Genomic DNA, 26,827 nt, shown 5'->3' with positions numbered 1-26,827 from the left:
ATCAGCCTTTCTTAGCGGCGTTGGCCTTGTTTTGCTCGGACAACGCTTCAATCAGGCCGTCCAGGCCCTTGGTGTTGATCTGCTGTGCGAACTGGCTGCGGTAGGTTTCCACCAGCCACACGCCCAGCACATTCAGGTTGTAAATCTTCCAGCCCGCGCCCACACCAGGTGTTTTTTCCAGGCGGTAGTCCAGCTGGATCGGGTCGCCATGGCCCTTGACCTCGGTGCGCACGATCACTTCCTTGTCCTCTGGCGCGGCGCGCAGGGGCTTCATGGAAATGGTCTGGTCGCTGACCTGGGCCAGGGCACCTGCGTAGGTACGTACCAGCAGGATCTTGAACTCGTCCTGCAGGCGTTTTTGCTGTTCGGGCGTGGCTTGGCGCCAACCGGGGCCCACCGCCGATGCCGTCATGCGCTGGAAGTTCACATTGGGCATGATGCGGCTGTCCACCAGTGCCACCACCTTGGCCGTATCGCCAGAGCGAATGGCCTTGTCTGCCTTGATGGTGTCCAGCACATCCACCGACAGGCGCTTGATGAGGGCATCTGGAGCCTCGTCTTCGGCGCGCGCCAGTGGTGCCCAAGCCAAGCTGCCGGCCACCAAAGACCCGGCTAGGGCTGTCAATACACGTCGCTTGTTCCACATGGTTGGGTTCACTCCTTGAGCGCGATTATCTACCGCACTGCCTCTTTTGTATCGGCAGGTTGTAACAGCCCCTTAAGGCTCGGTGGCATCGTCTTCGGGCGGGTTACCGTCGTATTCCTGGTTGCGCTGGCGCTGGAAATACGCATCGCGTGTAAAGGTGTAGCGATCCAGCGCTGCACCATCCACCACATCGCCCGCACGCAGGTACTTGGCGCGGGTGTCCACAGCGTTCAGCACGGTCAGGCCGGTACGCGTACCTTCGTCCGGGATTTGCGACACCAAATTGCCCTGCTGATCAACCGGAATCGCGACCACTTCGCGCAGGGTGTAGGAGCCCAGCAATGGCAGCACCACATACGGCCCGGGCCGCACACCCCAACGCCCCAGCGTAAGACCAAAATTACCCGGGTGACGCTCGATATTGAGGTCACTAGCTACGTCAATCACACCGCCCAAGCCAATGGTGGTGTTCACCATGAACCGACCCAGGTTATCACCCATGTCTCGGCCACGTAGCTGCAAGCCGTTGTTGATGGCGGACCAAAAGTCTTCCAGGTTGCCAAAAAAGTTGCCCACGCCTTTGCGCACCAGTTCTGGCACCACGCCGCGGTAGGCTGTGGCTACCGGCTTCAGCACGGCCTTGTCCACCACATCGTTGAAACCAAACATGCCGCGGTTGAATGACTCGATGGGGTCACGTGGGTCCGGGTTCTTCACCGTGGCGCAGGCTTGCAGGAGCACGACACTGCCCAGCACGAACCACAGCGCGACACGGCGAAAGGAAATGCCCAGGGTCATTTGGCTGCCTTCTCCGACGAGGGACCATCTGCGGCCTTGCTGTACAGGAACTGGCTAATCAGGTTTTCCAGCACCACAGCCGACTGCGTAGTACCAATGCTGTCGCCCGCAGCCAAGTTAGCCGAATCGGCTCCCGCTTCGATGCCGATGTACTGCTCTCCGAGCAAACCACTGGTCAGAATCTTCAGTGAGCTGTCTTTGGGAAAGGCAAAGCGCTTGTCCATGGATAACACCACTTTGGCCTGGAAACTCTTGTCGTCAAAGCTGATGGAATCCACGCGCCCCACGACAACGCCGGCGCTTTTGACTGCGGCCTTGGGCTTCAAGCCACCAATGTTGTCGAACTTTGCGCTGACCGCGTAGCCGCGCTCGAAGTTCAGCGACAACAGGTTGGCCGATTGCAGAGCCAAAAATAGCAGTGCCGCCGCTCCCAGCAGCACAAACAGGCCCACCCACACATCTTTGCCAGAACGTTGCATTTGCAATCCCCTAAATACTGAACATCATGGCGGTCAAGATGAAGTCCAGACCCAACACGGTCAACGACGCCACCACCACCGTACGTGTGGTCGCATGGGCCACGCCCTCTGGTGTGGGCTGGGCTTCATAGCCCTGCAGCAGCGCAATGAAGCTCACCGCAAAACCGAACACCGCGCTCTTGAGCACGCCGTTGCCCACATCCAGCCACACATCCACCCCACCCTGCATTTGGCTCCAAAACGAGCCAGCGTCAATGCCGATCATCAAAACACCCACGACCCAGCCACCAATGATGCCCACCGCGCTGAACACGGCCGCCAACAGCGGCATGGCAATCACAGCGCCCCAAAAGCGTGGCGCCAGAATCCGTTGCACCGGGTCCACGGCCATCATCTCCATGGCACTGAGCTGCTCGCCGGCCTTCATCAAGCCAATCTCGGCGGTGAGCGAAGTACCTGCCCGGCCCGCGAACAGCAGGGCAGTGATGACCGGGCCGAGTTCACGCACCAGGCTCAGCGCCACCAGCAGGCCCAAGGCCTCTGACGAACCATAGCGCTGCAGCGTGTAGTAGCCCTGCAGACCCAGCACAAAGCCCACAAAAATACCGGACACCGCAATGATGGCCAGCGAGTAATTGCCCATGAAGTGGATCTGGTCACGCACCAGGCCCGGACGCCGCACCACGGTACCCACAGATGCCAACAGGCGACCGAACAGGCGCGCGCCATAGCCCAGGTCGACCAACTTGGAACGGACCGCCAGGCCCACGTCGGCGGGGTGGTACCAGCTCATCGCCCTGCTCCCGCAGAAAAATCAGCATCCACACTGGAAGCGGGGTAGTGAAAGCGCACAGGGCCCTCGGGTTCGGCATTCACAAACTGGTGTACCAGCGGATCGGTGCTGTGGCGCACTTCGTCGGGTGTGCCCTGGGCGGCAATCTTGCCGTTGGCCAGGATGATGACTTTGTCGGCAATGTGGAAGGTTTCTTCGAGGTCGTGCGAGACGATCACGCTGGTCAGGCCCATGGTGTCGTTGAGTTGGCGGATCAGGCGGGCCGCTGTGCCCAGCGAAATCGGGTCCAGCCCGGCAAAGGGTTCGTCGTACATCACCAGTTCGGGGTCCAACGCAATGGCGCGGGCCAGCGCCACGCGGCGGGCCATGCCACCGGAAATCTCGGCCGGCATCAGATCCCGTGCGCCGCGCAGGCCCACGGCGTTGAGTTTCATGAGCACGATGTCGCGCACCAGCGCAGGGGACAGGTTGGTGTGCTCGCGCAGCGGAAAGGCCACGTTGTCAAACACGCTCAGGTCGGTAAACAGGGCGCCAAACTGGAACAGCATGCCCATGCGGCGCCGGGCGGTATACAGCTGCTGCGCATTGGCCAAACCCATGTCTTGCACGTCCTGGCCCTGCTGTGCACCGTGCAACAACAGTTTGCCTTTTTGCGCCCGGTGCTGGCCGCCAATCAGGCGCAGCACGGTGGTCTTGCCGCCACCCGATGCACCCATGAGCGCTGTGACCTTGCCGCGCGGGATGGACAGGGTCACTCCGTCCAGGATCAGGCGTTCGCCGTATCCAAAAGACAGGTCCAGCAGTTCAACAAGGGAATCAGAGGGGTGTTCGGCCATACAAGCAACAAGGCCGGGAGTACCCCGGCCTTGGAATCATAAGGGATTACCCGGGATCAACGTGGCAAGTCGCTGAAGCCCATCAAGAACTCGTCGACCGAGCGCGCGGCCTGGCGGCCTTCGCGGATCGCCCACACCACCAGGGACTGGCCGCGGCGCATGTCGCCGGCGGCAAACACCTTGGGCACATTGGTGGCGTAGCCGCCAATGAACTCGGTGCTGGCCTTGGCGTTGCCGCGGCCATCTTTGTCCACACCGAACACGTCCAGAATGGTCGCGACCGGGTTCACAAAGCCCATGGCCAGCAGCACCAGATCAGCCTTCAACACTTTTTCAGTTCCTGGCACGTCGACCAGCTTGCCGTCCTTGAACTCGACCTGCACAGTCTTCAGGCCGGTGACCTTGCCCTTTTCGCCAATGAATTCCTTGGTGGAAATGGAGAACACGCGCTCGCAACCTTCTTCATGGCTGGAGCTGGTGCGCAGTTTCAGCGGCCAGTAGGGCCAAGTCATGGGGCGGTTTTCTTCTTCGGGTGGTTGGGGCATCACCTCGAACTGGGTCACGCTGACCGCGCCGTGGCGGTTGCTGGTGCCCACGCAATCGGAACCGGTGTCGCCACCGCCGATAACGATGACATGCTTGCCATCGGCGCGCAACTGGCCCTTGAGCTTGTCGCCTGCGTTGACCTTGTTCTGCTGGGGCAGGAACTCCATGGCGAAATGGATGCCGTCCAAGTCGCGGCCGGGCACCGGCAGATCGCGCGATTGCTCGGAACCGCCAGTGAGCAGCACCGCGTCAAAGTCTTTTTTCAGCTGGTCGGCAGAAATGGTTTCCTTGGCCCAGTTGGTGACCTTGGAGCCCTTGGGCATTTCACCCACCAACACGCTGGTGCGGATGGTCACGCCTTCGGCCACCATCTGCTCTGCACGGCGGTCGATGTGGGACTTTTCCATCTTGAAGTCAGGGATGCCGTAGCGCAGCAGGCCGCCAATGCGGTCGTTCTTCTCGAACAGGGTCACGTCGTGGCCTGCACGCGCCAGCTGCTGGGCCGCGGCCATGCCGGCAGGGCCGGAACCGACCACGGCCACCTTCTTGCCGGTCTTGATCTTCGCGGGTTGGGGTTGGACCCAGCCTTCGGACCAGGCGCGGTCGATGATGGCGTGCTCGATGGACTTGATGCCCACGGCGTCGTCATTCACGTTCAACGTGCAGGCGGCCTCGCAGGGCGCGGGGCAGATGCGGCCGGTGAACTCGGGGAAGTTGTTGGTGCTGTGCAGCGTCTCGATCGCCGCCTTCCAGTTGTTCGTGTAAACCAGATCGTTGAAGTCCGGAATGATGTTGTTGACCGGGCAGCCGTTGTTGCAAAACGGCGTGCCGCAGTCCATGCAGCGCGCAGCCTGTTTATTGGCCTGCGCATCGTCCAGACCCACCACAAATTCCTTGTAGTGCTTCAGGCGCTCGGTGACGGGTTTGTAGCCCTCTTCGAGGCGCTCAAACTCCATGAAGCCAGTGACTTTTCCCATGATGTTTCTCCATTCAGTTGGGGACAGAGCAGATTTGCTTCACAAATCCTGGTCTGTCCCGCAAGGTCATTATTTAGCCGGAGCCGCTTCTTTTTTGATAGCTGCTGGCGCAGATTTGACGGGGGCCTTGGCCACCTTTCGTGCATGAATCTCGCCCAGAGCACGTTTGTACTCGTTGGGGAAGACCTTGACGAACTTGGCGCGCGAGGTGTCCCAGTTGTCCAGCAACTCGCGGGCACGCTTGCTGCCGGTCCAGCGGTTGTGGTCTTCCAGCAGCTTCTTGAGCTGGGCTTCGTCGCTCTCGCCACGGTGCCACACAGCCTTGTCGAGGCTGGCTTCCTGTTCCTTCGCGGTCAGCACCTTTTCCAGGCTGACCATGGCGGTGTTGCAGCGCTTGGCAAACTGGCCATCTTCGTCGTACACATAGGCAATACCGCCGCTCATGCCGGCTGCAAAGTTGCGGCCGGTCTTGCCCAACACGGCCACGGTGCCGCCGGTCATGTACTCGCAACCGTGGTCGCCGGTACCTTCCACCACGGCAGTGGCACCCGACAGGCGCACGGCAAAGCGTTCACCGCCCACGCCGCTGAAGAAGGCTTCACCGGTGGTAGCGCCGTACATCACGGTGTTGCCCACGATGGTGTTGCGGATGGCTTCGCCGCGGAAGTCGATGCTGGGGCGCACCACCACGCGGCCGCCGGACAGCCCCTTGCCGGTGTAGTCATTGGCATCGCCGATCAGGTACAGCGTGATGCCGCGGGTCAGGAAGGCGCCAAAAGATTGGCCGCCCGTGCCTTCGAGCTGGATGCGGATGGTGTCATCCGGCAGGCCCTCGGGGTGCACCTTGGTCACCGCGCCGGACAGCATGGCACCCACGGAACGGTTGACGTTGCGAGCCACTTCCATGAACTGCACGCGTTCACCCTTGTCGATGGCGGCGCGGCTCTTGGCGATCAGCACGTTGTCCAAGGCTTTTTCGAGGCCGTGGTCTTGCGTCAGCGTCTGGAAGCGGGGCACGTCGGCCGGCACTTGGGGTTGCGCAAACAGGCGAGCGAAGTCCAGGCCCTGGGCTTTCCAGTGTTCGATGCCCTTGCGGGTGTCCAGCAGGTCAGAGCGACCAATCAGGTCGTCAAACTTGCGGATGCCCAGTTGGGCCATGATCTGGCGCACTTCTTCGGCGATGAAGAAGAAGTAGTTGACCACGTGCTCGGGCTTGCCCGAGAACTTGGCGCGCAACACCGGGTCTTGCGTGGCCACGCCCACGGGGCAGGTGTTGAGGTGGCACTTGCGCATCATGATGCAGCCTTCCACCACCAGCGGGGCGGTGGCGAAGCCGAATTCATCGGCACCCAGTAGAGCGCCAATGGCGACGTCGCGGCCGGTTTTCATCTGGCCGTCAGCCTGCACGCGGATGCGGCTGCGCAGGCGGTTCAGCACCAGAGTTTGCTGGGTTTCGGCCAGGCCGATTTCCCACGGCGAACCGGCATGTTTGATGGACGACCAAGGGGAGGCACCGGTACCACCATCGTGTCCGGCGATCACCACGTGGTCGCTCTTACACTTGGCCACACCTGCGGCAATCGTGCCCACACCGATTTCCGACACCAGCTTCACGCTGATGGAGCTGTGCGGGGCCACGTTCTTCAGGTCGTGGATCAGCTGGGCCAAGTCTTCGATCGAGTAGATGTCGTGGTGCGGAGGGGGAGAAATCAGACCCACGCCAGGCACCGAGTGGCGCAGCTTGCCGATGTAGTCGGACACCTTGCCACCGGGCAGCTGGCCACCTTCGCCGGGCTTGGCACCCTGGGCCATCTTGATCTGGATCTGGTCCGCACTGTTGAGGTACTCGGCAGTCACACCGAAGCGGCCGGACGCGACCTGCTTGATGCGCGAGCGCAAGCTGTCGCCGGCATTCATGGGGATATCCACTTCCACCACGTCTTTGCCGATGATGTCGGCCATGGTCTGGCCTTGCTTGATCGGGATGCCCTTGAGCTCCTGGCGGTAACGTGCGGGGTCTTCACCGCCCTCACCCGTGTTGCTCTTGCCACCAATGCGGTTCATGGCAATGGCCAGCGTCGCGTGGGCTTCGGTAGAAATCGAACCCAGGGACATGGCACCGGTGGCAAAGCGCTTGACGATTTCCTTGGCGCTTTCCACCTCGTCCACCGGAATGGCCTTGGCAGGGTCGATCTTGAACTCGAACAGGCCGCGCAACGTCAGGTGGCGCTTGCTCTGGTCGTTGATGATCTGCGCGTATTCCTTGTACGTGTTCCAGTTGTTGGCACGCGTGGAGTGTTGCAGCTTGGCAATCGCATCAGGCGTCCACATATGGTCTTCGCCACGCACACGCCAGGCGTATTCACCGCCGGTTTCCAGCGCGTTGGCCAGCACCGGGCTGTCACCAAAAGCTAGCTTGTGCGTGCGGATGGACTCTTCGGCGATCTCGAAGACGCCGATGCCTTCCACGCGGCTGGGCGTGCGGGTGAAGTACTTGTCGATGGTCTCGGTGTTCAGGCCAATGGCCTCGAACAACTGGGCGCCGCAGTAGCTCATGTAGGTGGACACACCCATCTTGGACATGATCTTGGACAGGCCCTTGCCGATCGCCTTGATGTAGTTGTAGATGGCCTTGTCGGCACTCAGGTCGCCAGGCAGGTCCTTGTGGATACTGGCCAGTGTTTCCATTGCCAGGTAGGGGTGCACGGCTTCCGCGCCGTAGCCCGCCAGCACGGCGAAGTGGTGCACTTCACGCGCAGTACCGGTTTCCACCACCAAGCCTGCGGTGGTACGCAGACCGGCACCCACCAGGTGCTGGTGGATGGCCGACAAGGCCAGCAGCGCAGGAATAGCCACCTGGGTGGCCGACACACCGCGGTCGCTGATGATCAGGATGTTCTTGCCACCCTTGATCGCGTCGACGGCTTCGGCGCACAGCGATGCCAGCTTGGCTTCCACACCCTCGCGACCCCAGGCCAGCGGGTAGGTAATGTCCAGCGTGTGGCTGCGGAACTTGCCCTGGGTGTGCTGCTCGATGTTGCGCAGCTTGGCCATGTCGGCAAAGTCCAGAATCGGCTGCGCCACTTCCAGGCGCATGGGCGGGTTGACCTGGTTGATGTCCAGCAGGTTGGGCTTGGGGCCGATGAAGGACACCAGCGACATCACGATGGCCTCGCGGATCGGGTCGATGGGTGGGTTCGTTACCTGCGCGAACAGCTGCTTGAAGTAGCTGTACAGCGGCTTGTTCTTGTCGCTCAACACGGCCAAGGGACTGTCGTTGCCCATGGAGCCAATGGCTTCTTCTCCAGCGCTGGCCATGGGGGCGATGAGGAACTTCAGGTCTTCCTGGGTGAAGCCGAAGGCCTGCTGGCGGTCCAGCAGGGACACTTCGCTCTCGGAGAAGGAAGCAGGCTCACCACCGCCCCGCACGTCGTCGAGCTTGATGCGCAGGTTTTCGATCCACTGCTTGTAGGGCTTGCTGTTGGCGAGGTTGGCCTTGAGCTCTTCGTCGTCGATCATCCGGCCCTGTTCCAGATCGATCAGGAACATCTTGCCGGGCTGCAGGCGCCATTTGCGCACGATCTTGTTTTCGGGCACGGGCAACACACCGGACTCGGACGCCATGATGACCAAGTCGTCATCGGTGATGCAGTAGCGTGAAGGACGCAGGCCGTTGCGGTCCAGCGTGGCACCAATCTGGCGGCCATCGGTGAACACGATGGAGGCAGGGCCGTCCCAGGGTTCCATCATGGCGGCGTGGTACTCATAGAAGGCCTTGCGGCGCTCGTCCATGGTGGTGTGCTGCTCCCAGGGCTCGGGGATCATCATCATCACGGCCTGGCTGATGGGGTAACCAGCCATGGTCAGCAGTTCCAGACAGTTGTCGAACGTGGCCGTGTCGGACTGGTCGGCAAAGCTGATGGGGTAGAGCTTTTGCAGGTCGGCCGCCAGCACGGGCGAAGACATCACGCCTTCGCGCGCCTTCATCCAGTTGTAGTTGCCTTTGACAGTGTTGATTTCACCGTTGTGCGCCACGTAGCGGTAGGGGTGGGCCAGCGGCCACTCGGGGAAGGTGTTGGTAGAGAAGCGCTGGTGCACGAGACCCAGGGCCGACACGCAGCGCGCGTCTTCCAGGTCCTTGAAGTACACGCCCACCTGGTCAGCCAGCAGCAGGCCCTTGTAGACCACGGTGCGGCTGGACATGCTGGGAACGTAGTATTCCTTGCTGTGCTTGAGCTGCAGGTTCTGGATGGCGGCACTAGCGGTCTTGCGGATCACATACAGCTTGCGCTCCAGCGCGTCCTGCACGATGACGTCGTTGCCACGGCCAATGAAGACCTGGCGCAGGATGGGTTCTTTGGCGCGCACGGTGGGCGACATGGGCATGTCGCGGTTCACCGGCACATCGCGCCAGCCCAACAGCACCTGGCCTTCGGCCTTAATCGCGCGTTCCATTTCCTGCTCGCAGGCCAGGCGGGAAGCGTGCTCCTTGGGCAGGAAGATCATGCCCACGCCGTACTCACCGGGTGGCGGCAAGGTCACGCCCTGGGCGGACATTTCTTCGCGGTACAGCGCGTCAGGCAACTGGATCAAGATACCGGCGCCATCACCCATCAGGGCATCCGCCCCCACGGCACCCCGGTGGTCCAGGTTTTCGAGGATCTTCAGAGCGTTCTTGACAATGTCGTGGCTCTTTTCGCCACGAATATGGGCCACAAAACCCACGCCGCACGCATCGTGCTCATTGGCGGTGGAATACAAACCGTGGTCTTTAAGGTGTTGGATTTCGGCTGCCGTGGTCATGGCGCACTCCTGAAAATTACAGTGGAAGCGAAGAATACTGCAATGCAACAAGAGTGCCAAGCACAATAAATGGGGTCAGATCCCAATTATTGGCTGAGCGTTTTTATCGAGAAATAAATAGGGACATATTAAAAATGATAGCTATTGGCGTAATAGATACGGGGGCTAGAGCCCGATTTCATACCTAACTTTCGGTGCTGGAGGGTCTGCCAGGGCTGCTTTTGCTGAGCCGGCGTGGCGTTTTCTTTTGGAGTTCAGACAGAAACCCCTCCTCGCCCAGAGCCCAGCCACGCAGCACTGCGTCGGTCAGAGCTGCTTGTTGCCCCTGGCTGATGCCGTCTTGCACCAATTGGGCGTACGCAGCCTCGCGCGCAAACGGGGTGTTGCCAAGGTTCCAGACCAAGGGATGGGGGGTGACCAGCTTGTCGGCCTGCAAGCCGCTGTAGTGGCCATGGCTGGACCAGGGATAGTCGCGCGCCTGCGCAACCAGGCCTGCACGTACGGGGTTGAGGTCGAAGTAGACCATGCAGGCCAGCAAATAGCGGGCTGTCTCGATCAGGGTGGACTTGTAGCGCCCTTCCCACAGGGTGCCGCTGCGCTGGTAGCGGTCATTGAAGTAACGCACATAGCTGCGGCCTACCGACTGCATCATCTTGGGCAGGGCTTCGTCGGTGGATGGCGTGGCCAACAGATGGAAGTGGTTGTCCATCAGCACATAGGCGTGGATGGACACGCCGAACTTGCGCGCGTTCTCGTAGAACAGCGCCTGCAGGGTCTGAAAATCTGCGGTGTCCAGGCAGATGGGCTGGCGGTTATTGCCCCGCTGGACAACGTGGTGTGGGTAACCCGCCAGGGTCAAACGAGGAAGTCGTGCCATCGCATGAGTTTGCCTGAAAACAGGCGGCAGCCTTTCAAAGACGGGCGTGCGGCAGCTGGTACTGGGGGGTCCCCATCAGGTCAATGCCGCAGGACAAGGTGTCCAGCCAGTCCAGCAGCTGGCCAATCGCTTCCCCTTTCAGCGGGGCGCCGTGCTGGGGCACGATCATCGAAATGTCCAGATCCCGCACCATGCGCACCCAGAGTTTCAGAATCTTGTTGCTGACCATGTAGCGGCGGTGGAACGCCTCCATGCCCGGGGGCATGGGTGTCAGGCTAGTGATGCACTGCTGCGCTTCCTGGCCACTGACCAGAGAAACACCAAGGTCGCCGGAGAACAGGATTTTGCTGATGGGGTCATAGAACTGGAAGTTACCTTCGGAGTGCAGAAAGTGCGCAGGCAGCAGCCACAAATCGGTCTTGCCATAACGCAGGCGACCTCCTTCGTCGGGGATGGCGACGATGCGGTCTTCGGTTTTGCCGATCTTGCAGAAATGCGGCGCAAAGCGGGCCCACAGTTTGGAGATCACCAGCTTGGCATGGGTGGAGGTCATCCAACGGTCCAGCGAAGCAATGATGTCCGGATCCGCATGCGAGGCCAGGATGTAATCCAGATGCTGAGGCGCGATGTAGCGGCGCATCGTGAGATTCAATTCGTTGTACGTCATGTTGCCCCCGGGATCGAGGATGACGCCTGAGCCGTGGTTGACGATCAGGAACTGATTGGCCTGTACGGCCTCGGTTTCATCGGACACCAGATCGGTGAACATGACGCAGCAGTGGTTGGCGTCTCGGTAGAGTTCTATCGGCATACAAGGGGGCCCAAAACACAGCGAGCGCACCCGTGCGCTCGCTTGGCCCCGATTGTGGGACGCCGACCCGGCGGCGGCCTTGATCTACGTCAGCTTACTTGGGCGCCTTGGTCACGCGCACCTTGCCGCCGGTGGTGACAATAATCACAGAATCCCCAGCCGCGAGCAGCTCACTGCCCTTGGCTTGCACGATGGCGCGGCGGTCGCCGCCCTTCAGCTGGACCAGGATTTCCACGGCGTCTTCCTTGGTGGCAAAGCGCTCTATGGCGTTACCTGCGGCTGCACCGGCCACGCCCGCGAGCACGCCCAGCACCTGGGCTTCGCGCGACACACTGCTGCCGCTGTAACCACCAATGGCCCCCACCACGCCGCCTACCGCCGCGCCAGCACCGGTCTGACTGCCATCCACCACCACGTTGCGGATCGACAGCACCACGCCGTCTTGCACCTGGGCCATGCGCTGGGCGTCGCCGCGCTGAACCACATCGGGGCTGCTGGTGGCGCAAGCGCCCAAGACTGCCACCACGGCCACGGTACCGATCAATTTCATCCAAGTTTGCATTGAGCTCTCCAAATCTTTCATTCCAAACGCAATCTGCCCTTAACGCCTCAGACGGGCAATGCGTTGTCTTGCGGATTGTCTTCTGGCAATGTAAACCGTGTGTCAAGCAGGGCCAACAGGCCAAATTCCTCCAATATGGCCCGCAAACGCTGGGCCGCGGCCCGCTTGCGCTGCCCGGTGTAACGGGCGAGGATGAGCTCGTTCTTCATGCTGTGCTCCCAACCCACCAGCTCGGTCACCGTGACTTGGTAGCCGTGGGCCTCCAGGTATAGGCAGCGCAGCACATTGGTGATCTGGCTGCCCATTTCGCGCGTATGCAGCGGGTGGCGCCACAGCTCAGCCAGCGGCGTGCGCGTGAGCGACAGGGCCTTGCTCTGGCTCAGGTGACGCGCCACTTCGGCCTGGCAACAGGGCACCAGCACAAAGGCTCGCGCCTTTTTTTGCAAGCCAAAGGCAATCGCATCGTCCGTGGCCGTGTCGCAGGCGTGCAGCGCGGTCACCACATCGATCTGGTCAGGTAAGGCCTCCGATTGCGTGGACTCGGCTACGCTGACATTGAGAAACGACATCCGACCAAAGCCTAGCTGCTGGGCCAGCGCGCGCGACTTGTCGACCAGCTCGGTGCGCGTCTCGATGCCATACAGATGGCTGGCCGGCAGGTTCTTGAAGAACAGGTCATACAGGATGAAGCCCAGGTAGGACTTGCCAGCGCCATGGTCGGCCAAGGTGAGCGAGCGGCCCTCCGCAGTGGGCAGCTCCAGCATCAGCTTCTCAATGAACTGGTACAGGTGGTAGACCTGCTTGAGCTTGCGGCGCGAGTCCTGGTTGAGCTTGCCCTCGCGGGTGAGGATGTGGAGTTCCTTGAGCAGCTCCACCGACTGGCCGGGGCGCACTTCGTCCGCCAAAGGATGGGCAGCGGGGAAGGTCTGCGCAGCGACCTTGGGCGGGCGTTTGGGGTTGGGACGGGATGTCATGAAGAAGCTTTCTCAGTGTGCGCTGGGCGGAGTGTGCAAGCCCAGGGCAGCCCAACCGGCGTGGCCCAAGTCTTCCAGCGTCTGCATGTTTTTCTCGAAGATCGCTTCAGCCTCCGGAAAGGCTTGTACCGCCCGGTCCAGGCTGTCTTCGCGCAGCAAATGCAGGATGGGGTATGGCGCACGGTTGGTGTAGTTGGTGATGTCGTCCGGCTCGGTGCCGGCAAACTGGAACTGCGGGTGGAAGCTGGCGATCTGCAGCACGCCCACCAGCTTGAGGCGACGCAGCAGGGCATCCGCCGCGGCCAGAAAGTCGTTGAAGTCCAAAAAATCCGGGTGCAAGGCGGGGGCGATCAGCAGGGTCGTGTCCCGCAGCTCCGGGTCGGCTGTGTGCAGGGCCAACAGCTCGGCCTCCAACTGGTCCAGCACCGTTTGCGCATCACCGCTCTCGCAGACCACGTAATGGATCTGGCCTTTGACATGTACCGCCTTGGCAAACGGGCAGAGGTTGAGGCCAATGACAGCGCGCTCCAGCCACCGCTGCGTGGCGGCGATGACTGTGTCTGGCGTTTCCCGCAGGCCTTGCTCATTCATGCCCTACTCCACCAACAGGCGCCGCCCGGTCAGGCGCTCATGCTCACGCAATGCAAACCGGTCCGTCATGCCGGCAATGTAGTCGGCAACGGTGCGATGGAAGGCGCTCACATCCCCCGCGGCCTGCTGGGCGGCCAGGGCGTGGGCCCCTGCGCCGCCCTGCATGTGGGCAGGTGTTTGGCTGTAAGCGTCAAAAAGTTCGCGCACCACCTGCTTGGCGGCATCCATGGTCTGCGCGACCTGGGGGTGGCGGTACAGCTGGCGAAACAGAAAGGATTTCAGCACCTTGGACTGCGCCCGCATGTCGGGGCTAAAGCCAACCAACGCACGGCCAGCGCGCACATCCTGCACGCTTTGCGGCTTGTGTTCGTCGATGGCTGCCTGCGTGGCCGCCATCACGTCGTACACCTGGTCGCTGAGCATGAGACGGATGGATTCGTACAGCAGGCGGCGCGACTGCCCTGCGTCCGCCAAGGCCGGGTGCTGGCGCAGCGCGGCCTCGCAATAGCCGTCAAACAGCGGCACTTCGCGCATCTGCGCCAGGGTCAGCAGACCGGAGCGCACGCCATCGTCAATGTCGTGCGCGTTGTAGGCAATCTCGTCGGCCACATTGCACAGTTGCGCCTCCAGGCTGGGCTGGGTGTGGTTCAAAAAGCGCTGCCCCACTCCGCCTGCGCCGTCGGCAAACGCGGGTTCGTGCGCTTCCAGCAGTTCGGCGTTGGTGCGCGAGCAGTGCTTGAGAATGCCTTCGCGCGATTCAAAGCTCAAGTTCAGACCGTCAAACTGCGGGTAGCGCTCTTCCAGATGGTCCACCACGCGCAGGCTCTGCAGGTTGTGCTCAAACCCGCCAAACGGCGCCATGCAGTCGTGCAGCGCGTCTTGCCCCGCATGGCCAAACGGTGTGTGGCCCAGGTCATGGGCCAGCGCGACCGTCTCCACCAAATCCTCGCTCAGGCCCAGCGTGCGGGCGATGGATCGGCCCAGCTGCGCCACCTCCAGCGAATGGGTCAGCCGCGTGCGAAACAGATCGCCTTCATGGTTGATGAAGACCTGGGTTTTGTAGACCAGCCGGCGGAACGCGGTGGAGTGCACGATGCGATCGCGGTCACGCTGGAACGCGGTGCGTGTGGGCGCCTGTGGCTCCGCAAAGCGCCGGCCGCGCGACTGGGCCGGGTCGCAGGCGTAGGGCTGAAGATTCATGGACAAATCAGGCTCTAGCCCATATGGGATATGCGCAAGGAACTATCAAAAACATAGCAATCATGCGGCGCAGCAAGCATCAATCACTTCGCGCACCACGGCGTCCGGTGCCCCACGGACTGATGCGCGTGCGGGGCCAGAGATCACCACAAAGCGAATGTCTCCCGCCTCGGATTTCTTGTCCAGGCGCATCAGCTCCAGGTAGCGGCCGGCGTTGTCCTTGGCGTCCAGCTGCGGCCCCACAATGGGCAGGCCCGCCTTCTGAATCAGGCGTGTCAGGCGTTCCACAAAGCCAAGGTCGACCAGGCCCAACTTGTGCGACAAATGCGCCGCCATCACCATGCCACAGCCCACGGCCTCACCATGCAGCCATTCGCCGTAGCCCAGGCCCGCTTCGATGGCGTGGCCGAACGTGTGGCCAAAGTTCAGGATGGCGCGCAGGCCCGCTTCGCGCTCGTCCTGCCCCACCACCCAGGCCTTGATCTCGCAACTGCGGCGTACCGCGTGGGCCAGCGCAACGGGGTCACGGGCCAGCAGAGCGTCCAAGCTGGCCTCAATCCAGTCGAGAAAGGCCATGTCGGCAATCGGACCGTATTTGATGACTTCGGCCAAACCCGCACTCAGCTCACGCGTCGGCAGGGTCTTGAGCGTGTCCAGATCACAGACCACCAGCTGGGGCTGGTAGAACGCGCCAATCATGTTCTTGCCCAAAGGGTGGTTGATGCCAGTTTTGCCGCCCACCGACGAGTCCACCTGCGACAGCAGCGTCGTCGGCACCTGCACAAACGGCACACCGCGCATGTAGCTGGCTGCGGCAAATCCGGTCATGTCGCCCACCACACCGCCGCCCAAGGCAAACAGGATGGTCTTGCGGTCACAGCCTTCGGACAGCAGTGCATCAAAAATCTGGTTCAGGGTTTGCCAGGTCTTGAACGCTTCGCCGTCTGGCAGCGTGACCAATCGAACGTTGGGGTAACGTGGCTTCAGTGCGGCGAGCAGTGCCTCGGCATACAAAGGCGCGACCGTGGTATTGGAAACGACCACGGCATGGCTGGCTTTTGGCAACGCCACATACACATCAGCGGTGCCCAACAAGCCCGCGCCCACCTGAATGGGGTAGCTACGCTCGGCCAAAGCAATGTCAACGGTGTGAAAATTCGGGGATGTCATACCCCCGAGTTTAGAGGTTTGGAGCCAAGGGATGGTTCATGCACCAGCCATGGCACACGCGTGCTTTTTCAGCAGGTAGGCAAATGCCCTGACAGTTCGAGCTGCATCACCACCATATTGACCAAGGTCGCAACCGAAGGACGCCCAGTCTCTAACGTGAAATGGGCCGTTTCACGGTACAGCGGGTCGCGGATCGTAAAGAGTTCGCGCATGCGCGCCAGGGGATCCGCCACCTGCAGCAAGGGACGGCTCACATCATGGCGCAACCGTCGAAACAGCTCTTCGGGCGTGGACTTCAGATAAACCACATGGCTTCTGCCATGCAAGTGCGCGCGATTGCCCTGCCGCAGCACGGCACCTCCGCCCGTGGAGATCACGCACGCAGGATCTTGGGTCAAGGTCTCAATCACCTCTTCCTCAATATCGCGGAAGCGGGCTTCACCTTCGCGATCAAAGAACTCGCGGATGGAACACCCCAGTCGCGCCTCAATCGCCTGATCAGAGTCCACAAAGGACAACCGCAACCGGCGCGCCAACTGCCGTCCTACGGTGGTCTTGCCCGAACCAGGCAATCCCACAAAACTAATGCGCAACTCCGAATTCAAACCATCCATCCAACCCGCATCAACGGCCGGTGGCCTTGTCTGCCAAGGTCTTGGGAGTGATGAAGACCAGCATTTCACGCTTGGTAGTCGACCGCGCACGGCTGCGGAACAACACACCCAGTCCAGGCAAGTCGCCAAAGAAAGGGACCTTGGTTTCACTCTCCGTCTGGTCTTCGGTAAAGATGCCACCGATGACGACGGTGCCGCCGTTTTCCACCAAGACTTGCGTTTGGACGTGCTTGGTATCGATAGCGAAACCAGCGGGCGTAGATTGACCGACCGTGTCCTTGGTGATGTCCAGGGCCAAAATAATGTTGCCTTCTGGCGTAATTTGAGGCGTTACTTCCAGCTTCAGATTGGCCTTACGGAATGCAATGGAAGTTGCACCGCTGGAAGACGCCACTTGATAGGGGAGTTCTGTACCTTGTTCGATCAACGCTTTGATCTGATCGGCCGTCACGACACGAGGACTAGACACCACTTTACCCTTGCCGTCAGCCTCCAATGCGGAGATCTCTAGATTCAAGAATCGATCAGCAGCAGCTCCGAAGATCGAAAAAGCGATTTGTCCTGGTGTACTCGAGCCCAATGCGCCAGTAGAAGGTAGGTTTACAAAATTGCCCGAAGTGGTTGCTGCAGAACCCACTACATAACTGGACCCTATCGCTAAACCGGCTTTGTCTCCCACTGCAGCCGCCGTACCACCACCGCCAAGCTTAACACCCAAAGACTTACCGAAACTATCTGATGCTTCCACAATGCGCGCTTCAATCAGAACTTGACGCACGGCAATATCGATCTTAGCAATCAGCTGCTGCACTTGTTCCAATTTGCTAGGGATATCCGTTACAAACAATTGATTAGTGCGATTCTCATAAATCACACTGCCACGACTACTCAAAATCCGGCTTGGAGTAATGCCAGCACCAGGCCCAGACCCAGCTGCGACCAGCCCGGCAGCAATATCAGATGCTTTTCCGTAGTTAATCTGAAAAGATTGTGTTCTCAATGGCTCCAGATTCTGGACTGCAACCACGGTTTCCAAATCCAGCTTTTCTTTTGCTGTGATTTCGTCTTTAGGAGCAACCCAGAGCACATTGCCACTCTTGCGCATGCCCAACCCTTTAGCTTGCAAAATGATGTCCAACGCCTGATCCCAGGGTACATCTTGCAAACGCAAGGTCACGGAGCCAGATACAGAATCCGAAGTAACAATATTGAAGTTCGTAAAATCAGCAATTACCTGAAGTAGAGAGCGAACTTCAATATTCTGGAAGTTGAGAGAAAGTTTTTGACCGTTATATCCGGTACCTTGCGTAAGCTTTTTGGGGTCTATTTTTACTTCTTTAATTTCAATTACAAACTGTTCATCGCTTTGATAAGCACTGTGCTCCCATTGACCTTGAGGCTCAATCACCATCCGTACACGATCGCCCGATTGGGACGACGTAACCGTCTTCACCGGAGTTCCAAAATCGCTTACATCCAAACGACGACGCAAACCTTCAGGCAACGTGGACTTCATGAATTCAACCACCAGGGTTTGCCCCTGCTGCCGAATATCTACACCAACTTGGTTGTTTGGCAAAGAGACCACGATCCGACCGGCCCCCTCGCCGGTGCGGCGGAAGTCTAAATCTTTGATAGGCGCCGTGTCTCGGCTACGGTTCTCAGCAAATACCGTTGCAGGTGCAGCATTTGTAGACACTGCAGTTTCCAGAGAAACGAGCAGCGATTTTCCTTGAATTTCAGCTTTGTAGGCAGCGGGAGTCTTGAGATTCAAGACCACGCGGGTCCTATCGCCCGCCTGAACAACGCTCACAGAGCGCAAATTACCTTGGTTAATTTCAATTGTGGAGCGGCCCATAGCATTCGCTACACCGGGGAAGTCCAGCGCAATCCGAGCCGGCGACTGAATGGCGAATCCTGTAGGTAGGGCTGCAAGCGGTTGCGACAAATCAATCCGTACAACTTCCGCGCCGCTCTGGACGGAACCAGTAACAGATTCAATAGCGGTTTGTGCGTGCGCAAACCCATTGAGACACAACAGCAACGCAACCCACAAACTTCTGAACATTCCAAATCCCTGCAAAAAATTCTGGTTCATCATTTCGACCTCTCTTGCAACTCTAGTGTTGCAGCGCGTTCAATCCATTCGCCTGCGGCGTCCTGCACGATTTCACGCAGCGTCACGACGGTCTCGCTGATTTTGGTAACTCGCCCATAGTTTTGTCCGAGATAATTACCTACCTTCACTTGGTAGAGCAAGTTGTCGACTTTGACCAAGGCAACCGGTTGCCCAGCTTTAACGATACTTCCGACTAGAGCTGCAGAATCCAAGGGAAAGGCTTCTAAGGGCTCCTTGCGTCTTGCCAATTCTGGCGCAACAAGTGCCCCATTGGCCACAGTTTGCGATGATTCCTGCTTCAAAGCCTGTGTCAACTTTTGATTGCTGAAAGGTTCAAGGGAAGTGTTGCTTGCATATACCTCCGGGGCAAATTGCTTGGGCGCGGGAATTGGAGCCACTTTCGGACGAGTCTGATTTCGCTCGTCAACCATCCATTGACGTATCTCGTCTTCACTCGAAGCGCCACATCCTGCTAACAAAAACAATAAACTGACCAAACTAAAAATTCGGTGGTTTATCATTTCTTTACCCCAGTAGCATTGCGCTGAGCCGCTACCTCATTTGCATCCAAATAGCGAAAAGTTTTCGCGGTGGAATCTAAGATCAGTGTATTGTCTGCACGAGGTGCGATCGTTAAGTTATTGAGAGTCACAATCCGCGACAAATTCGCGATATCTGACGCAAAAGCTCCGATATCATGGTATCGCCCCGTAACTCTTATCGTGATCGGCAACTCCGCGTAATACTCTTTCACGGCAATTTGACCTGGCCTAAACAGGTCAAATTGCAAACTACGTCCAAGCCCCGCCTGATTTATGTCCGACAATAACGCATCCATTTCCGCTTTGCTGGGAAGTTGTTTCTCAAGCTGGGTCACATACTGCTGCACCTGTTCACGCTGCTTTTTCAGGACATCCAGATTGACCGCCTTGGTCAATTTCGTTTTGTAGTCCTCACGAAGCTTCATCTCTTTTTCTTGCTCTAGTTGCAAAGTCTCCTCTGAACCACCGAGCCAGGCAAACCACAAAGCAGTGACGATAATTAAACTGGTGAATAAAAATAGCGCATATTTAGGAATTGATGGCCACAATGATGGATCTTTAGGATCCAGTTCACGGAACTGACTGAACAGCTTTTCTTGCAATGCTGTGAAATCAAGAGACTGAATAGATCTAGTTGCCATAGTGAAGGTTTCTATTTTTTAGCATCTAGGCTGGCTGAAACTGATGCAGGTGCGATGGGCGAGGACGCACCAACCGCTGCTTTGGTAGCTTCGCTGGAACGTACCAATCGCACTCTTATTACAAAGTTAGCCACTCGTTTTTGCTCCTTAGCGGATATCGCCACAGAACCAGAAACAATTTCTACCAATTCAGGTTTGGCGAACCAAGGAGTATTATTTGCCAAATTCCTCAACAATTCAGATACTCGCTCATTGGATTGCGCTACGCCGTTAAGAGTGACCGACTGATCGACCTGGGTCATCTTGTTGATATAGACGCCATCTGGCAACTGATTGACCAGCTCGGTCAACAAATGCACAGGAAGATTCCGATCAGACTGCAAATCCTCCACAGCCTGTTGGCGCGCTCTAAGAGCAGCAATCTCCCCTTCCAAGGTAGCAATATCCTTGATCTGACCTTCCAGCTTTTTAATCTCGGTTTCGAGAATCAAATTGTTCGACTGCTGCGAAGCTATGGCCGCTTGGTACCACAGGAAAATAGAGCCTGCAATCAATCCGCCCAAAAGCGCAGAGGCCCCCAGAGAAACATTGAATACATCGCGTCGCTTTTTGCGCGCAGCCTCGCGGTGCGGCAGTAAGTTAATCAAGATCATTGCGAAAACCTCCGCAATGCCAGGCCACAAGATGTGAGATAGGACGGTGCTTCACGGGTCATGCGCTTGAGGCGCACGCCATCGCCAATTTCCATACCATCAAATGGATTGAGCAGGCTGCAGGGGAAGGTCGTATGCTGGGTAACCACGGTGGTTAACCCTGGCAGGGCTGCGGAACCACCGGCTAGCATGATGTAGTCCACCTTATTGTGCGGCGTACTGGTGAAAAAGAATTGCAAGGCACGCCCCAACTCCTGCACCATCGTGTCGATAAACGGTTTCAGGACCGCAGACTCATAGTCCTCCGGCAACTCGCCACTGCGCTTCTTGCTTTCAGCCTCTTCTTGTGAAAAGCCGTATTGGCGAACAATCAGCTGCGTCAGCTGGGCACCACCAAAGGCTTGATCCCGGTCATACAGTACTTCTTCGTCGCGCAACACCTGCATGCTGGTCGTTAAGGCGCCGATTTCGAATAAGGCAACGATCAAACCTGCACCTTTGCTGGGCAAGTTCTCAATCAAACGGCCCGCTGCCAAGCGGGACGCATAGGACTCCACGTCAACAATCACTGGAACTAAACCTGCAGCTTCCGCAAGTCCCTGGACATCCTGAACCTTTTCGCGGCGGGAAGCGGCGATGAGCACTTCAATGTCACCAGCAGAGGAGGCGCTGGGACCAACCACGCAAAAATCGAGACTCACCTCATCCAAAGGGAAGGGGATGTACTGATTGGCTTCCGACTCCACCTGGGCTTCAAGATCCAAATCAGTCATTCCGCCTGGCAGAATGATTTTTTTGGTGATCACTGCGGATGGCGGCAACGCCATCGCCACATTTTTTGTTTTGGTGCCGCTTTTCTTGACCAGACGACGAACCGCATCGGCGACTTCATCGAACTTTTCGATGTTGCCGTCGGATATCCATCCGCGCTCCAAAGGCTCAATGGCGCAACGCTCCAACACCAAATTTCCCGCTTTGTCACGGCCCAGCTCCACCAGCTTGACACTGGACGAACTAATGTCCAACCCCAACATGGGAGCTGGCTGTCGACTGAATAACGACCCCAATGAGATCAAAACGGTCCCCTGAAACAGCCCGACAAATGGCCAGGCAAACTTAAGAAATCACTTGAATGCTATCAGTAAGATCCTTGTCCGGCAAAGGTTTTTCGGAAATTTGATTTATGGGAACGTTGCCAAAAGCAGACGTTTTCTGCTCCTTTTTACATAGCGGTCGTCGAGAATACCTGTGACCGTGGCTTACAGCCGACTTTGGGGGGCATGGCATTTGCCACCCGCCCGGCCCTCGCCCAAAAGCGCATTTTTTATAATGCCAACGCGAACTTACCGAATGTTTTATGTCCACCTCCAGTCCCTCTAACGAAAAAAGCAGCCGGCCAGCTGCCCCACGCAAGCCCTTGCACTGGTCGGTGCGCATCCTTTTGTGGATCACGGGGTTGGGCTTGGCGGGGCTCGCATCCGTGCTGATCCTGGTGGCATTGGCTCTGTCGATGGCGTTTCCCAACCTGCCGGATATCTCGGACCTGTCGGACTACCGCCCCAAGCTCCCATTGCGGGTTTTTTCTGCGGACGGTGACCTAATCGGAGAGTTTGGCGAGGAACGCCGTAACCTGACGCCCATCAAGGAGATCCCCAAGGTCATGACCGACGCCATCTTGGCGGTGGAAGATGCCAGGTTCTACCAACACGGCGGTGTGGACTACCTCGGTGTGATTCGGGCCGGCCTGGCCAATGTGGGACGGGTCAAAAGCCAGGGAGCCTCCACCATCACCATGCAGGTGGCGCGCAATGTCTACCTGTCGTCCGAGAAAACCTTCACTCGCAAGATTTACGAAATCCTGCTGACCTTCAAGCTGGAACACGCACTGACCAAAGACCAGATTCTGGAAATCTATATGAACCAGATTTTTCTGGGAAATCGGGCGTATGGCTTTGCGGCCGCGTCCGAAACCTACTTTGGCAAGCCGTTGAAAGACATCACCGTGGCCGAAGCAGCCATGCTGGCGGGCTTGCCCAAAGCACCATCCGCCTACAACCCCATCAGCAACCCCAAGCGGGCCAAAATACGTCAGCAGTACATCATTGACCGCATGCTGGAAAACGGCTTCATCAATGACCAGGAAGCCGAAGACGCCAAAAAGCAGGAACTGAAGATCAAAACTGGCCCGGCTGCCAACCAGGTGCATGCCGAATACGTGGCCGAAATGGTGCGCCAGCTGATGTTCGCCCAATATGGCGAAGAAACCTACACCCGCGGTCTGAATGTGCAAACCACACTTCGCACAGATCAGCAGGTCGCTGCCTACAAGGCACTGCGCCGCGGCATCATGGATTTCGAACGCCGGCAGGTGTACCGCGGGCCCGAAAAGTTCATCAACCTCTCGAACACCCCGCAAGAGATCGAAGATGCCATTGATGAGGCTCTGGACGAACACCCCGACAACGGCGACGTGATGTCCGCCGTTGTGCTGGAAGCCGACACCAAGCACATCAAAGCTATCCGGCAGAACGCCGAACTGGTCGAAATCACCGGCGACGGCCTTAAACCTGCACAGTCCGGCTTGTCCGAAAAAGCACAACCTAATATCAAGATCCGCCGCGGAGCCATCATTCGCGTTGCAAAAACCGTCAAGGGCACTTGGGAGATCACCCAGCTCCCCGAAGTAGAAGGCGCCTTTGTTGCGATCGACCCCCGTGATGGATCGATCAAGGCCTTGGTCGGTGGCTTTGACTTCGCCAAGAACAAGTTCAACCACGTGATTCAGGCCTGGCGCCAGCCAGGCTCCAGCTTCAAGCCGTTTATCTATTCAGCGGCGCTGGAAAAGGGCTTCACCCCAGCCACCGTGATCAACGATGCTCCGCTGTTCTTTGACGCCGGCGTGACCGGCGGCCAACCCTGGGAGCCCAAGAACTACGACGGCACCTTTGAAGGCCCCATGACCATGCGCCGCGGTTTGGCCAAGTCCAAGAACATGATCTCAATCCGCATCCTGCAAAGCATTGGCACGCAGTACGCGCAAGACTGGATCACCAAATTTGGCTTTGACGCAGAAAAGCACCCACCTTATCTGACCATGGCGCTGGGCGCTGGCAACGTCACGCCCATCCAGATGGCGGCCGGCTATTCGGTGTTTGCCAACGGCGGTTACCGCGTCAACCCCTGGTTGGTGTCTAAGGTGAGCGAGCAGCGTGGCAAGGTGCTGGTGGAATCGACCCCGCCCGTGCTTGCGGATTCTGAGCGTGCCATTGACGCACGCAATGCCTTCATGATGTCCAGCCTGCTGCAGGAAGTGACACGGTCCGGCACCGCAGCTCGCGCACAAGCCACCCTGAAACGCCCCGACCTCTATGGCAAGACCGGTACCACCAACGACTCCATGGACGCCTGGTTTGCGGGCTACCAGCCCACGCTCACCGCGGTGACCTGGATTGGCTACGACACCCCACGCAAACTGGGCGACCGGGAAACTGGAGGAGGGTTGAGCCTGCCGGTCTGGATCAGCTTCATGGAAACCGCGCTGAAGGGTGTGCCCGTGATGGAGCCTGCGGCGCCTGAAGGCGTAGTGCACCTGGGCAACGAATGGTTCTACGAGGAATACGCCAAGGGCGCGGGCATCTCCAGCCTGGGCTTGAGCGACAAACCTGAAGAAGCGCCTGAGTCTTTGCCTGCTGCCGATGAGAAGAAGAAAATCATCGACCTCTTCAAGAACTGATCAGGCCGTGAACTCCAATGCCATGCCGCCCTGTGCGCTGGCGTTGGAGCTCAGTGCTGCAAAGAACTCACCCTGCCCCTTGGTGTCCTGCCACTGCCCGTCTACCCAGCGGTAGTGGTAGCCGCCGGATTTGGCAGCCATCCACACTTCATGCAGTGGTTTTTGCAGATTGATGATGATCTGGCTGCGGTTGACAAAGGTCAGCGTGACCATGCCACCGACCCGCTGGTTGTCCACATCCGCGTCGGAATCGTCGTTGATACGGTCGCAGCACATCTCCACCGCCTTGAGCAAAGTTTCTGCGCGGTCCATGAATTCCGGGTCGGTCATTACAATTTCACCATGTTGAAAGCAACGCAAATTCTAGTCAGTCGCCTTGTCCTTGCCGCCAGTGTGCTCACTGTGGCGGCCTGCGGGCAGACGGGCTCGCTGTATTTACCCTCCTCACAGGCTGCGCGCAGCACCAAGTCCAGCACCGCTTCGGCCTCCGCGCCAGCGACCACCAGTACCACCACGAACACCACACCATGAGCCAGCCTTCGCTTCCCGGACACCCCCATATTCACTACGCCCATAGCCAGCTGCACGTTGAGGGCTGTGCGGTAGCCCCGCTGGCGCAGGAGTATGGAACGCCATTGTTCGTGTACTCCAAGGCATCCATGCTGGCGGCGCTAGCCGCCTACCAAAAGGGCTTTTCCGGTCGCAACGCGCAGATCTGCTACGCCATGAAGGCCAACTCCTCGCTGGCCGTGCTGCAGCTCTTCGCCAAGGCGGGCTGCGGCTTTGACATCGTCTCGGGTGGTGAACTTGCCCGCGTGCTGGCGGCCGGTGCTGAGGCAAGCAAGATCATCTTCTCCGGCGTGGGCAAAACCCGCGCGGAGATGCGCGAAGCCCTGCGCGTGGGCATTGGCTGCTTCAACGTGGAAAGCGAGGCCGAGATCGATGTGCTCAACGAAGTGGCCATCAGCGTGGGTAGCAAAGCACGCATCAGCATCCGCGTGAACCCCAACGTCGACCCCAAGACGCATCCCTACATCTCCACCGGGCTTAAGGGCAACAAGTTTGGCGTTGCGCACGAGCGCACGTTGGCCACCTACCAGCGCGCGGCCGCCCTGCCCGGCCTGCAGGTGGTAGGCATTGACTGCCATATCGGCTCACAAATCACCGACGAAACCCCCTACCTGGACGCCATGGACCGCATGCTGGATTTGGTGGAATCCATCGAGGCCGCAGGTATCCCTATTCACCACATCGACTTTGGCGGTGGCCTGGGCATCAACTACAACGGCGACACCCCACCTGCTGCCGATGCGCTGTGGGCCAAACTGTTGGCCAAGCTGGATGCGCGCGGCTTTGGCCAGCGCCAGCTGATGATCGAGCCCGGCCGCTCGCTGGTGGGCAATGCAGGCCTGTGTGTGACCGAAGTGCTCTACATGAAACCCGGCGAACAGAAGAACTTCTGCATCGTCGACGCCGCCATGAACGACCTGCCCCGCCCCGCGATGTACCAAGCCTTCCACAACATCGTTCCACTGGACGCCAGCAAACTGGCAGGTGAAGGAGGCGAGGTATTCGACGTGGTGGGCCCGGTGTGCGAAAGCGGCGACTGGATTGGCCACGACCGTGCACTGAACGTGCAGTCTGGCGACCAGTTGGCCGTGCTGTCCGCTGGCGCCTACTGCATGAGCATGTCCAGCAACTACAACTCACGCCCCAAGGCTGCCGAGGTGCTGGTAGATGGTGACCACAACCACCTGATCCGCGCGCGCGACACGCTAGAAGACCAGATGCGCGGCGAGAGCCTGCTCTAATTTGCTACTGATTTAATAGCTTCTTGCGCATATTTCACGGGGGCTATCGCTGCTTTTTCTTTATAAACTGCAGCACACGCCAACCCAGCAAAATACCCAGAATGGCGGCATACACCGCGACCTCGGCAAAGTTGTGCTTGCCGGCCCGCATCCAGAAGAAGTGCAGAATGGCCAGCCCCGCCACGGCGTACACCGCCCGGTGCAGGGCCTGCCAGCGCTTGACGCCCATAGCCTTGATCACGCGGTTGAACGAGGTGGCGGCCAATGCGGTCAGCAGCAGCAAAGCTGTAAAGCCCACCAGAATGAAAGGCCGCTTGGCAATGTCGGCAGCGATGTCGACCACATCCAGCCCCATGTCGAACCAGCTGTACGACAACATGTGCAGCACTGCGTAGGCAAAAGTCCATAGCCCCAGCATGCGCCGCAGCCGGGCCAGCGAGGGCCAGCCGGCGATGGTGCGCAGCGGGGTGACTGTCAGCACCACACACAGCGCGCGCAAGGTCCAGTCACCTGTGGCGCGCACCAGCGCTTCGGCCGGGTTGGCGCCCAGCCGGTCGGTGAAGGCCGCATAGACCAGCCAAATCAGGGGCAAAGCGGCCACGGCAAACACCACTGGCTTGGCCGCGCGGTGGGCCAACCAAGAATTCACGG

At 59.0% G+C, this 26,827-nt stretch carries 25 protein-coding genes; 3 read left to right on the top strand and 22 right to left on the bottom strand.

Going from position 1 to position 26,827, the window contains the following annotated elements:
* Position 1 precedes the first annotated feature (1 nt).
* The 20 genes from AC1DZ5_RS13040 to AC1DZ5_RS12945 all read right to left on the bottom strand — a co-directional run bounded on the left by AC1DZ5_RS13040 (position 2) and on the right by AC1DZ5_RS12945 (position 21,708).
* Positions 2-646 carry an MlaC/ttg2D family ABC transporter substrate-binding protein gene (locus AC1DZ5_RS13040; protein WP_477889678.1) on the bottom strand — a complete coding sequence of 215 codons (645 nt, stop codon included), beginning with the start codon at positions 644-646 and terminating at the stop codon, positions 2-4.
* 72 nt (positions 647-718) lie between these two features.
* Positions 719-1,444 carry an MlaA family lipoprotein gene (locus AC1DZ5_RS13035; protein WP_477889676.1) on the bottom strand — a complete coding sequence of 242 codons (726 nt, stop codon included), beginning with the start codon at positions 1,442-1,444 and terminating at the stop codon, positions 719-721.
* Complete coding sequence (mlaD, locus tag AC1DZ5_RS13030) at positions 1,441-1,923, bottom strand: outer membrane lipid asymmetry maintenance protein MlaD (protein ID WP_310339943.1); 483 nt, start codon at positions 1,921-1,923, stop codon at positions 1,441-1,443. The genes AC1DZ5_RS13035 and mlaD overlap by 4 nt, the downstream gene beginning before the upstream one ends.
* A 10-nt stretch (positions 1,924-1,933) precedes the next feature.
* On the bottom strand, positions 1,934-2,716 hold the full coding sequence (mlaE, locus tag AC1DZ5_RS13025; protein ID WP_477889673.1) for a lipid asymmetry maintenance ABC transporter permease subunit MlaE: 783 nt from the start codon (positions 2,714-2,716) through the stop codon (positions 1,934-1,936).
* Complete coding sequence (locus AC1DZ5_RS13020) at positions 2,713-3,552, bottom strand: ABC transporter ATP-binding protein (RefSeq protein WP_477889671.1); 840 nt, start codon at positions 3,550-3,552, stop codon at positions 2,713-2,715. Before AC1DZ5_RS13020 ends, mlaE begins: the two co-directional genes overlap by 4 nt.
* A 56-nt stretch (positions 3,553-3,608) precedes the next feature.
* Positions 3,609-5,075 (bottom strand): glutamate synthase subunit beta, encoded by a 1,467-nt coding sequence (locus tag AC1DZ5_RS13015; RefSeq protein ID WP_477889669.1) that lies wholly within the window; start codon positions 5,073-5,075, stop codon positions 3,609-3,611.
* A gap of 69 nt (positions 5,076-5,144) precedes the next feature.
* Positions 5,145-9,878, bottom strand: coding sequence for a glutamate synthase-related protein (locus tag AC1DZ5_RS13010; protein WP_477889667.1), 4,734 nt, complete (start codon positions 9,876-9,878; stop codon positions 5,145-5,147).
* A gap of 184 nt (positions 9,879-10,062) precedes the next feature.
* Positions 10,063-10,755, bottom strand: a complete 693-nt coding sequence (locus tag AC1DZ5_RS13005) for a transposase (RefSeq protein ID WP_477889665.1) — start codon at positions 10,753-10,755, stop codon at positions 10,063-10,065.
* Between the two features lie 34 nt (positions 10,756-10,789).
* Complete coding sequence (locus AC1DZ5_RS13000; RefSeq protein WP_477889663.1) at positions 10,790-11,566, bottom strand: oxygen-binding di-iron domain-containing protein; 777 nt, start codon at positions 11,564-11,566, stop codon at positions 10,790-10,792.
* A 94-nt stretch (positions 11,567-11,660) separates the two neighbouring features.
* Complete coding sequence (locus AC1DZ5_RS12995) at positions 11,661-12,128, bottom strand: outer membrane lipoprotein (protein WP_477889661.1); 468 nt, start codon at positions 12,126-12,128, stop codon at positions 11,661-11,663.
* A 47-nt stretch (positions 12,129-12,175) separates the two neighbouring features.
* On the bottom strand, positions 12,176-13,102 hold the full coding sequence (locus AC1DZ5_RS12990) for a class I SAM-dependent methyltransferase (RefSeq protein ID WP_477889659.1): 927 nt from the start codon (positions 13,100-13,102) through the stop codon (positions 12,176-12,178).
* A gap of 12 nt (positions 13,103-13,114) precedes the next feature.
* A complete protein-coding gene (locus AC1DZ5_RS12985) occupies positions 13,115-13,693 on the bottom strand; it encodes a DUF1415 domain-containing protein (protein ID WP_477889657.1) in 579 nt (192 codons plus the stop codon).
* Between the two features lie 3 nt (positions 13,694-13,696).
* Positions 13,697-14,893 (bottom strand): deoxyguanosinetriphosphate triphosphohydrolase, encoded by a 1,197-nt coding sequence (locus AC1DZ5_RS12980; protein WP_477889655.1) that lies wholly within the window; start codon positions 14,891-14,893, stop codon positions 13,697-13,699.
* Positions 14,894-14,953: 60 nt separating this feature from the next.
* Positions 14,954-16,063: a 3-dehydroquinate synthase gene (aroB, locus tag AC1DZ5_RS12975; RefSeq protein ID WP_477889653.1), complete on the bottom strand. Its 1,110-nt coding sequence runs from the start codon at positions 16,061-16,063 to the stop codon at positions 14,954-14,956.
* Positions 16,064-16,131: 68 nt separating this feature from the next.
* Positions 16,132-16,656, bottom strand: coding sequence for a shikimate kinase (locus AC1DZ5_RS12970; RefSeq protein WP_477889965.1), 525 nt, complete (start codon positions 16,654-16,656; stop codon positions 16,132-16,134).
* Between the two features lie 31 nt (positions 16,657-16,687).
* Positions 16,688-18,775: a type IV pilus secretin PilQ gene (locus AC1DZ5_RS12965; RefSeq protein WP_477889651.1), complete on the bottom strand. Its 2,088-nt coding sequence runs from the start codon at positions 18,773-18,775 to the stop codon at positions 16,688-16,690.
* Positions 18,775-19,317 (bottom strand): pilus assembly protein PilP, encoded by a 543-nt coding sequence (locus AC1DZ5_RS12960; RefSeq protein ID WP_477889649.1) that lies wholly within the window; start codon positions 19,315-19,317, stop codon positions 18,775-18,777. Before AC1DZ5_RS12960 ends, AC1DZ5_RS12965 begins: the two co-directional genes overlap by 1 nt.
* Complete coding sequence (locus AC1DZ5_RS12955; protein WP_477889647.1) at positions 19,314-19,979, bottom strand: type IV pilus inner membrane component PilO; 666 nt, start codon at positions 19,977-19,979, stop codon at positions 19,314-19,316. The genes AC1DZ5_RS12960 and AC1DZ5_RS12955 overlap by 4 nt, the downstream gene beginning before the upstream one ends.
* Positions 19,980-19,990: 11 nt before the next feature.
* Positions 19,991-20,632 (bottom strand): PilN domain-containing protein, encoded by a 642-nt coding sequence (locus tag AC1DZ5_RS12950; RefSeq protein ID WP_477889645.1) that lies wholly within the window; start codon positions 20,630-20,632, stop codon positions 19,991-19,993.
* Positions 20,629-21,708, bottom strand: a complete 1,080-nt coding sequence (locus AC1DZ5_RS12945; protein WP_310339961.1) for a pilus assembly protein PilM — start codon at positions 21,706-21,708, stop codon at positions 20,629-20,631. The genes AC1DZ5_RS12950 and AC1DZ5_RS12945 overlap by 4 nt, the downstream gene beginning before the upstream one ends.
* Before the next feature lie 281 nt (positions 21,709-21,989).
* On the opposite strand from AC1DZ5_RS12945, the gene AC1DZ5_RS12940 reads away from it, so the two are divergent.
* Positions 21,990-24,365 (top strand): penicillin-binding protein 1A, encoded by a 2,376-nt coding sequence (locus tag AC1DZ5_RS12940; RefSeq protein ID WP_477889642.1) that lies wholly within the window; start codon positions 21,990-21,992, stop codon positions 24,363-24,365.
* On the opposite strand, the gene cyaY is transcribed toward AC1DZ5_RS12940, so the two are convergent.
* Positions 24,366-24,695: an iron donor protein CyaY gene (gene cyaY / locus AC1DZ5_RS12935; protein ID WP_477889640.1), complete on the bottom strand. Its 330-nt coding sequence runs from the start codon at positions 24,693-24,695 to the stop codon at positions 24,366-24,368.
* Positions 24,696-24,707: 12 nt separating this feature from the next.
* Between cyaY and lptM the strand changes: the two genes are divergently transcribed.
* Complete coding sequence (gene lptM / locus AC1DZ5_RS12930) at positions 24,708-24,896, top strand: LPS translocon maturation chaperone LptM (protein WP_477889638.1); 189 nt, start codon at positions 24,708-24,710, stop codon at positions 24,894-24,896.
* On the top strand, positions 24,893-26,176 hold the full coding sequence (gene lysA / locus AC1DZ5_RS12925; RefSeq protein ID WP_477889636.1) for a diaminopimelate decarboxylase: 1,284 nt from the start codon (positions 24,893-24,895) through the stop codon (positions 26,174-26,176). The genes lptM and lysA overlap by 4 nt, the downstream gene beginning before the upstream one ends.
* Positions 26,177-26,219: 43 nt before the next feature.
* On the opposite strand, the gene AC1DZ5_RS12920 is transcribed toward lysA, so the two are convergent.
* Positions 26,220-26,825 carry a protein-methionine-sulfoxide reductase heme-binding subunit MsrQ gene (locus AC1DZ5_RS12920; protein ID WP_477889634.1) on the bottom strand — a complete coding sequence of 202 codons (606 nt, stop codon included), beginning with the start codon at positions 26,823-26,825 and terminating at the stop codon, positions 26,220-26,222.
* Positions 26,826-26,827 lie beyond the last annotated feature (2 nt).

This window comes from Rhodoferax sp. P1_F3 (assembly GCF_056405715.1).
This window is presented reverse-complemented; position numbering and strand designations above follow the sequence as displayed.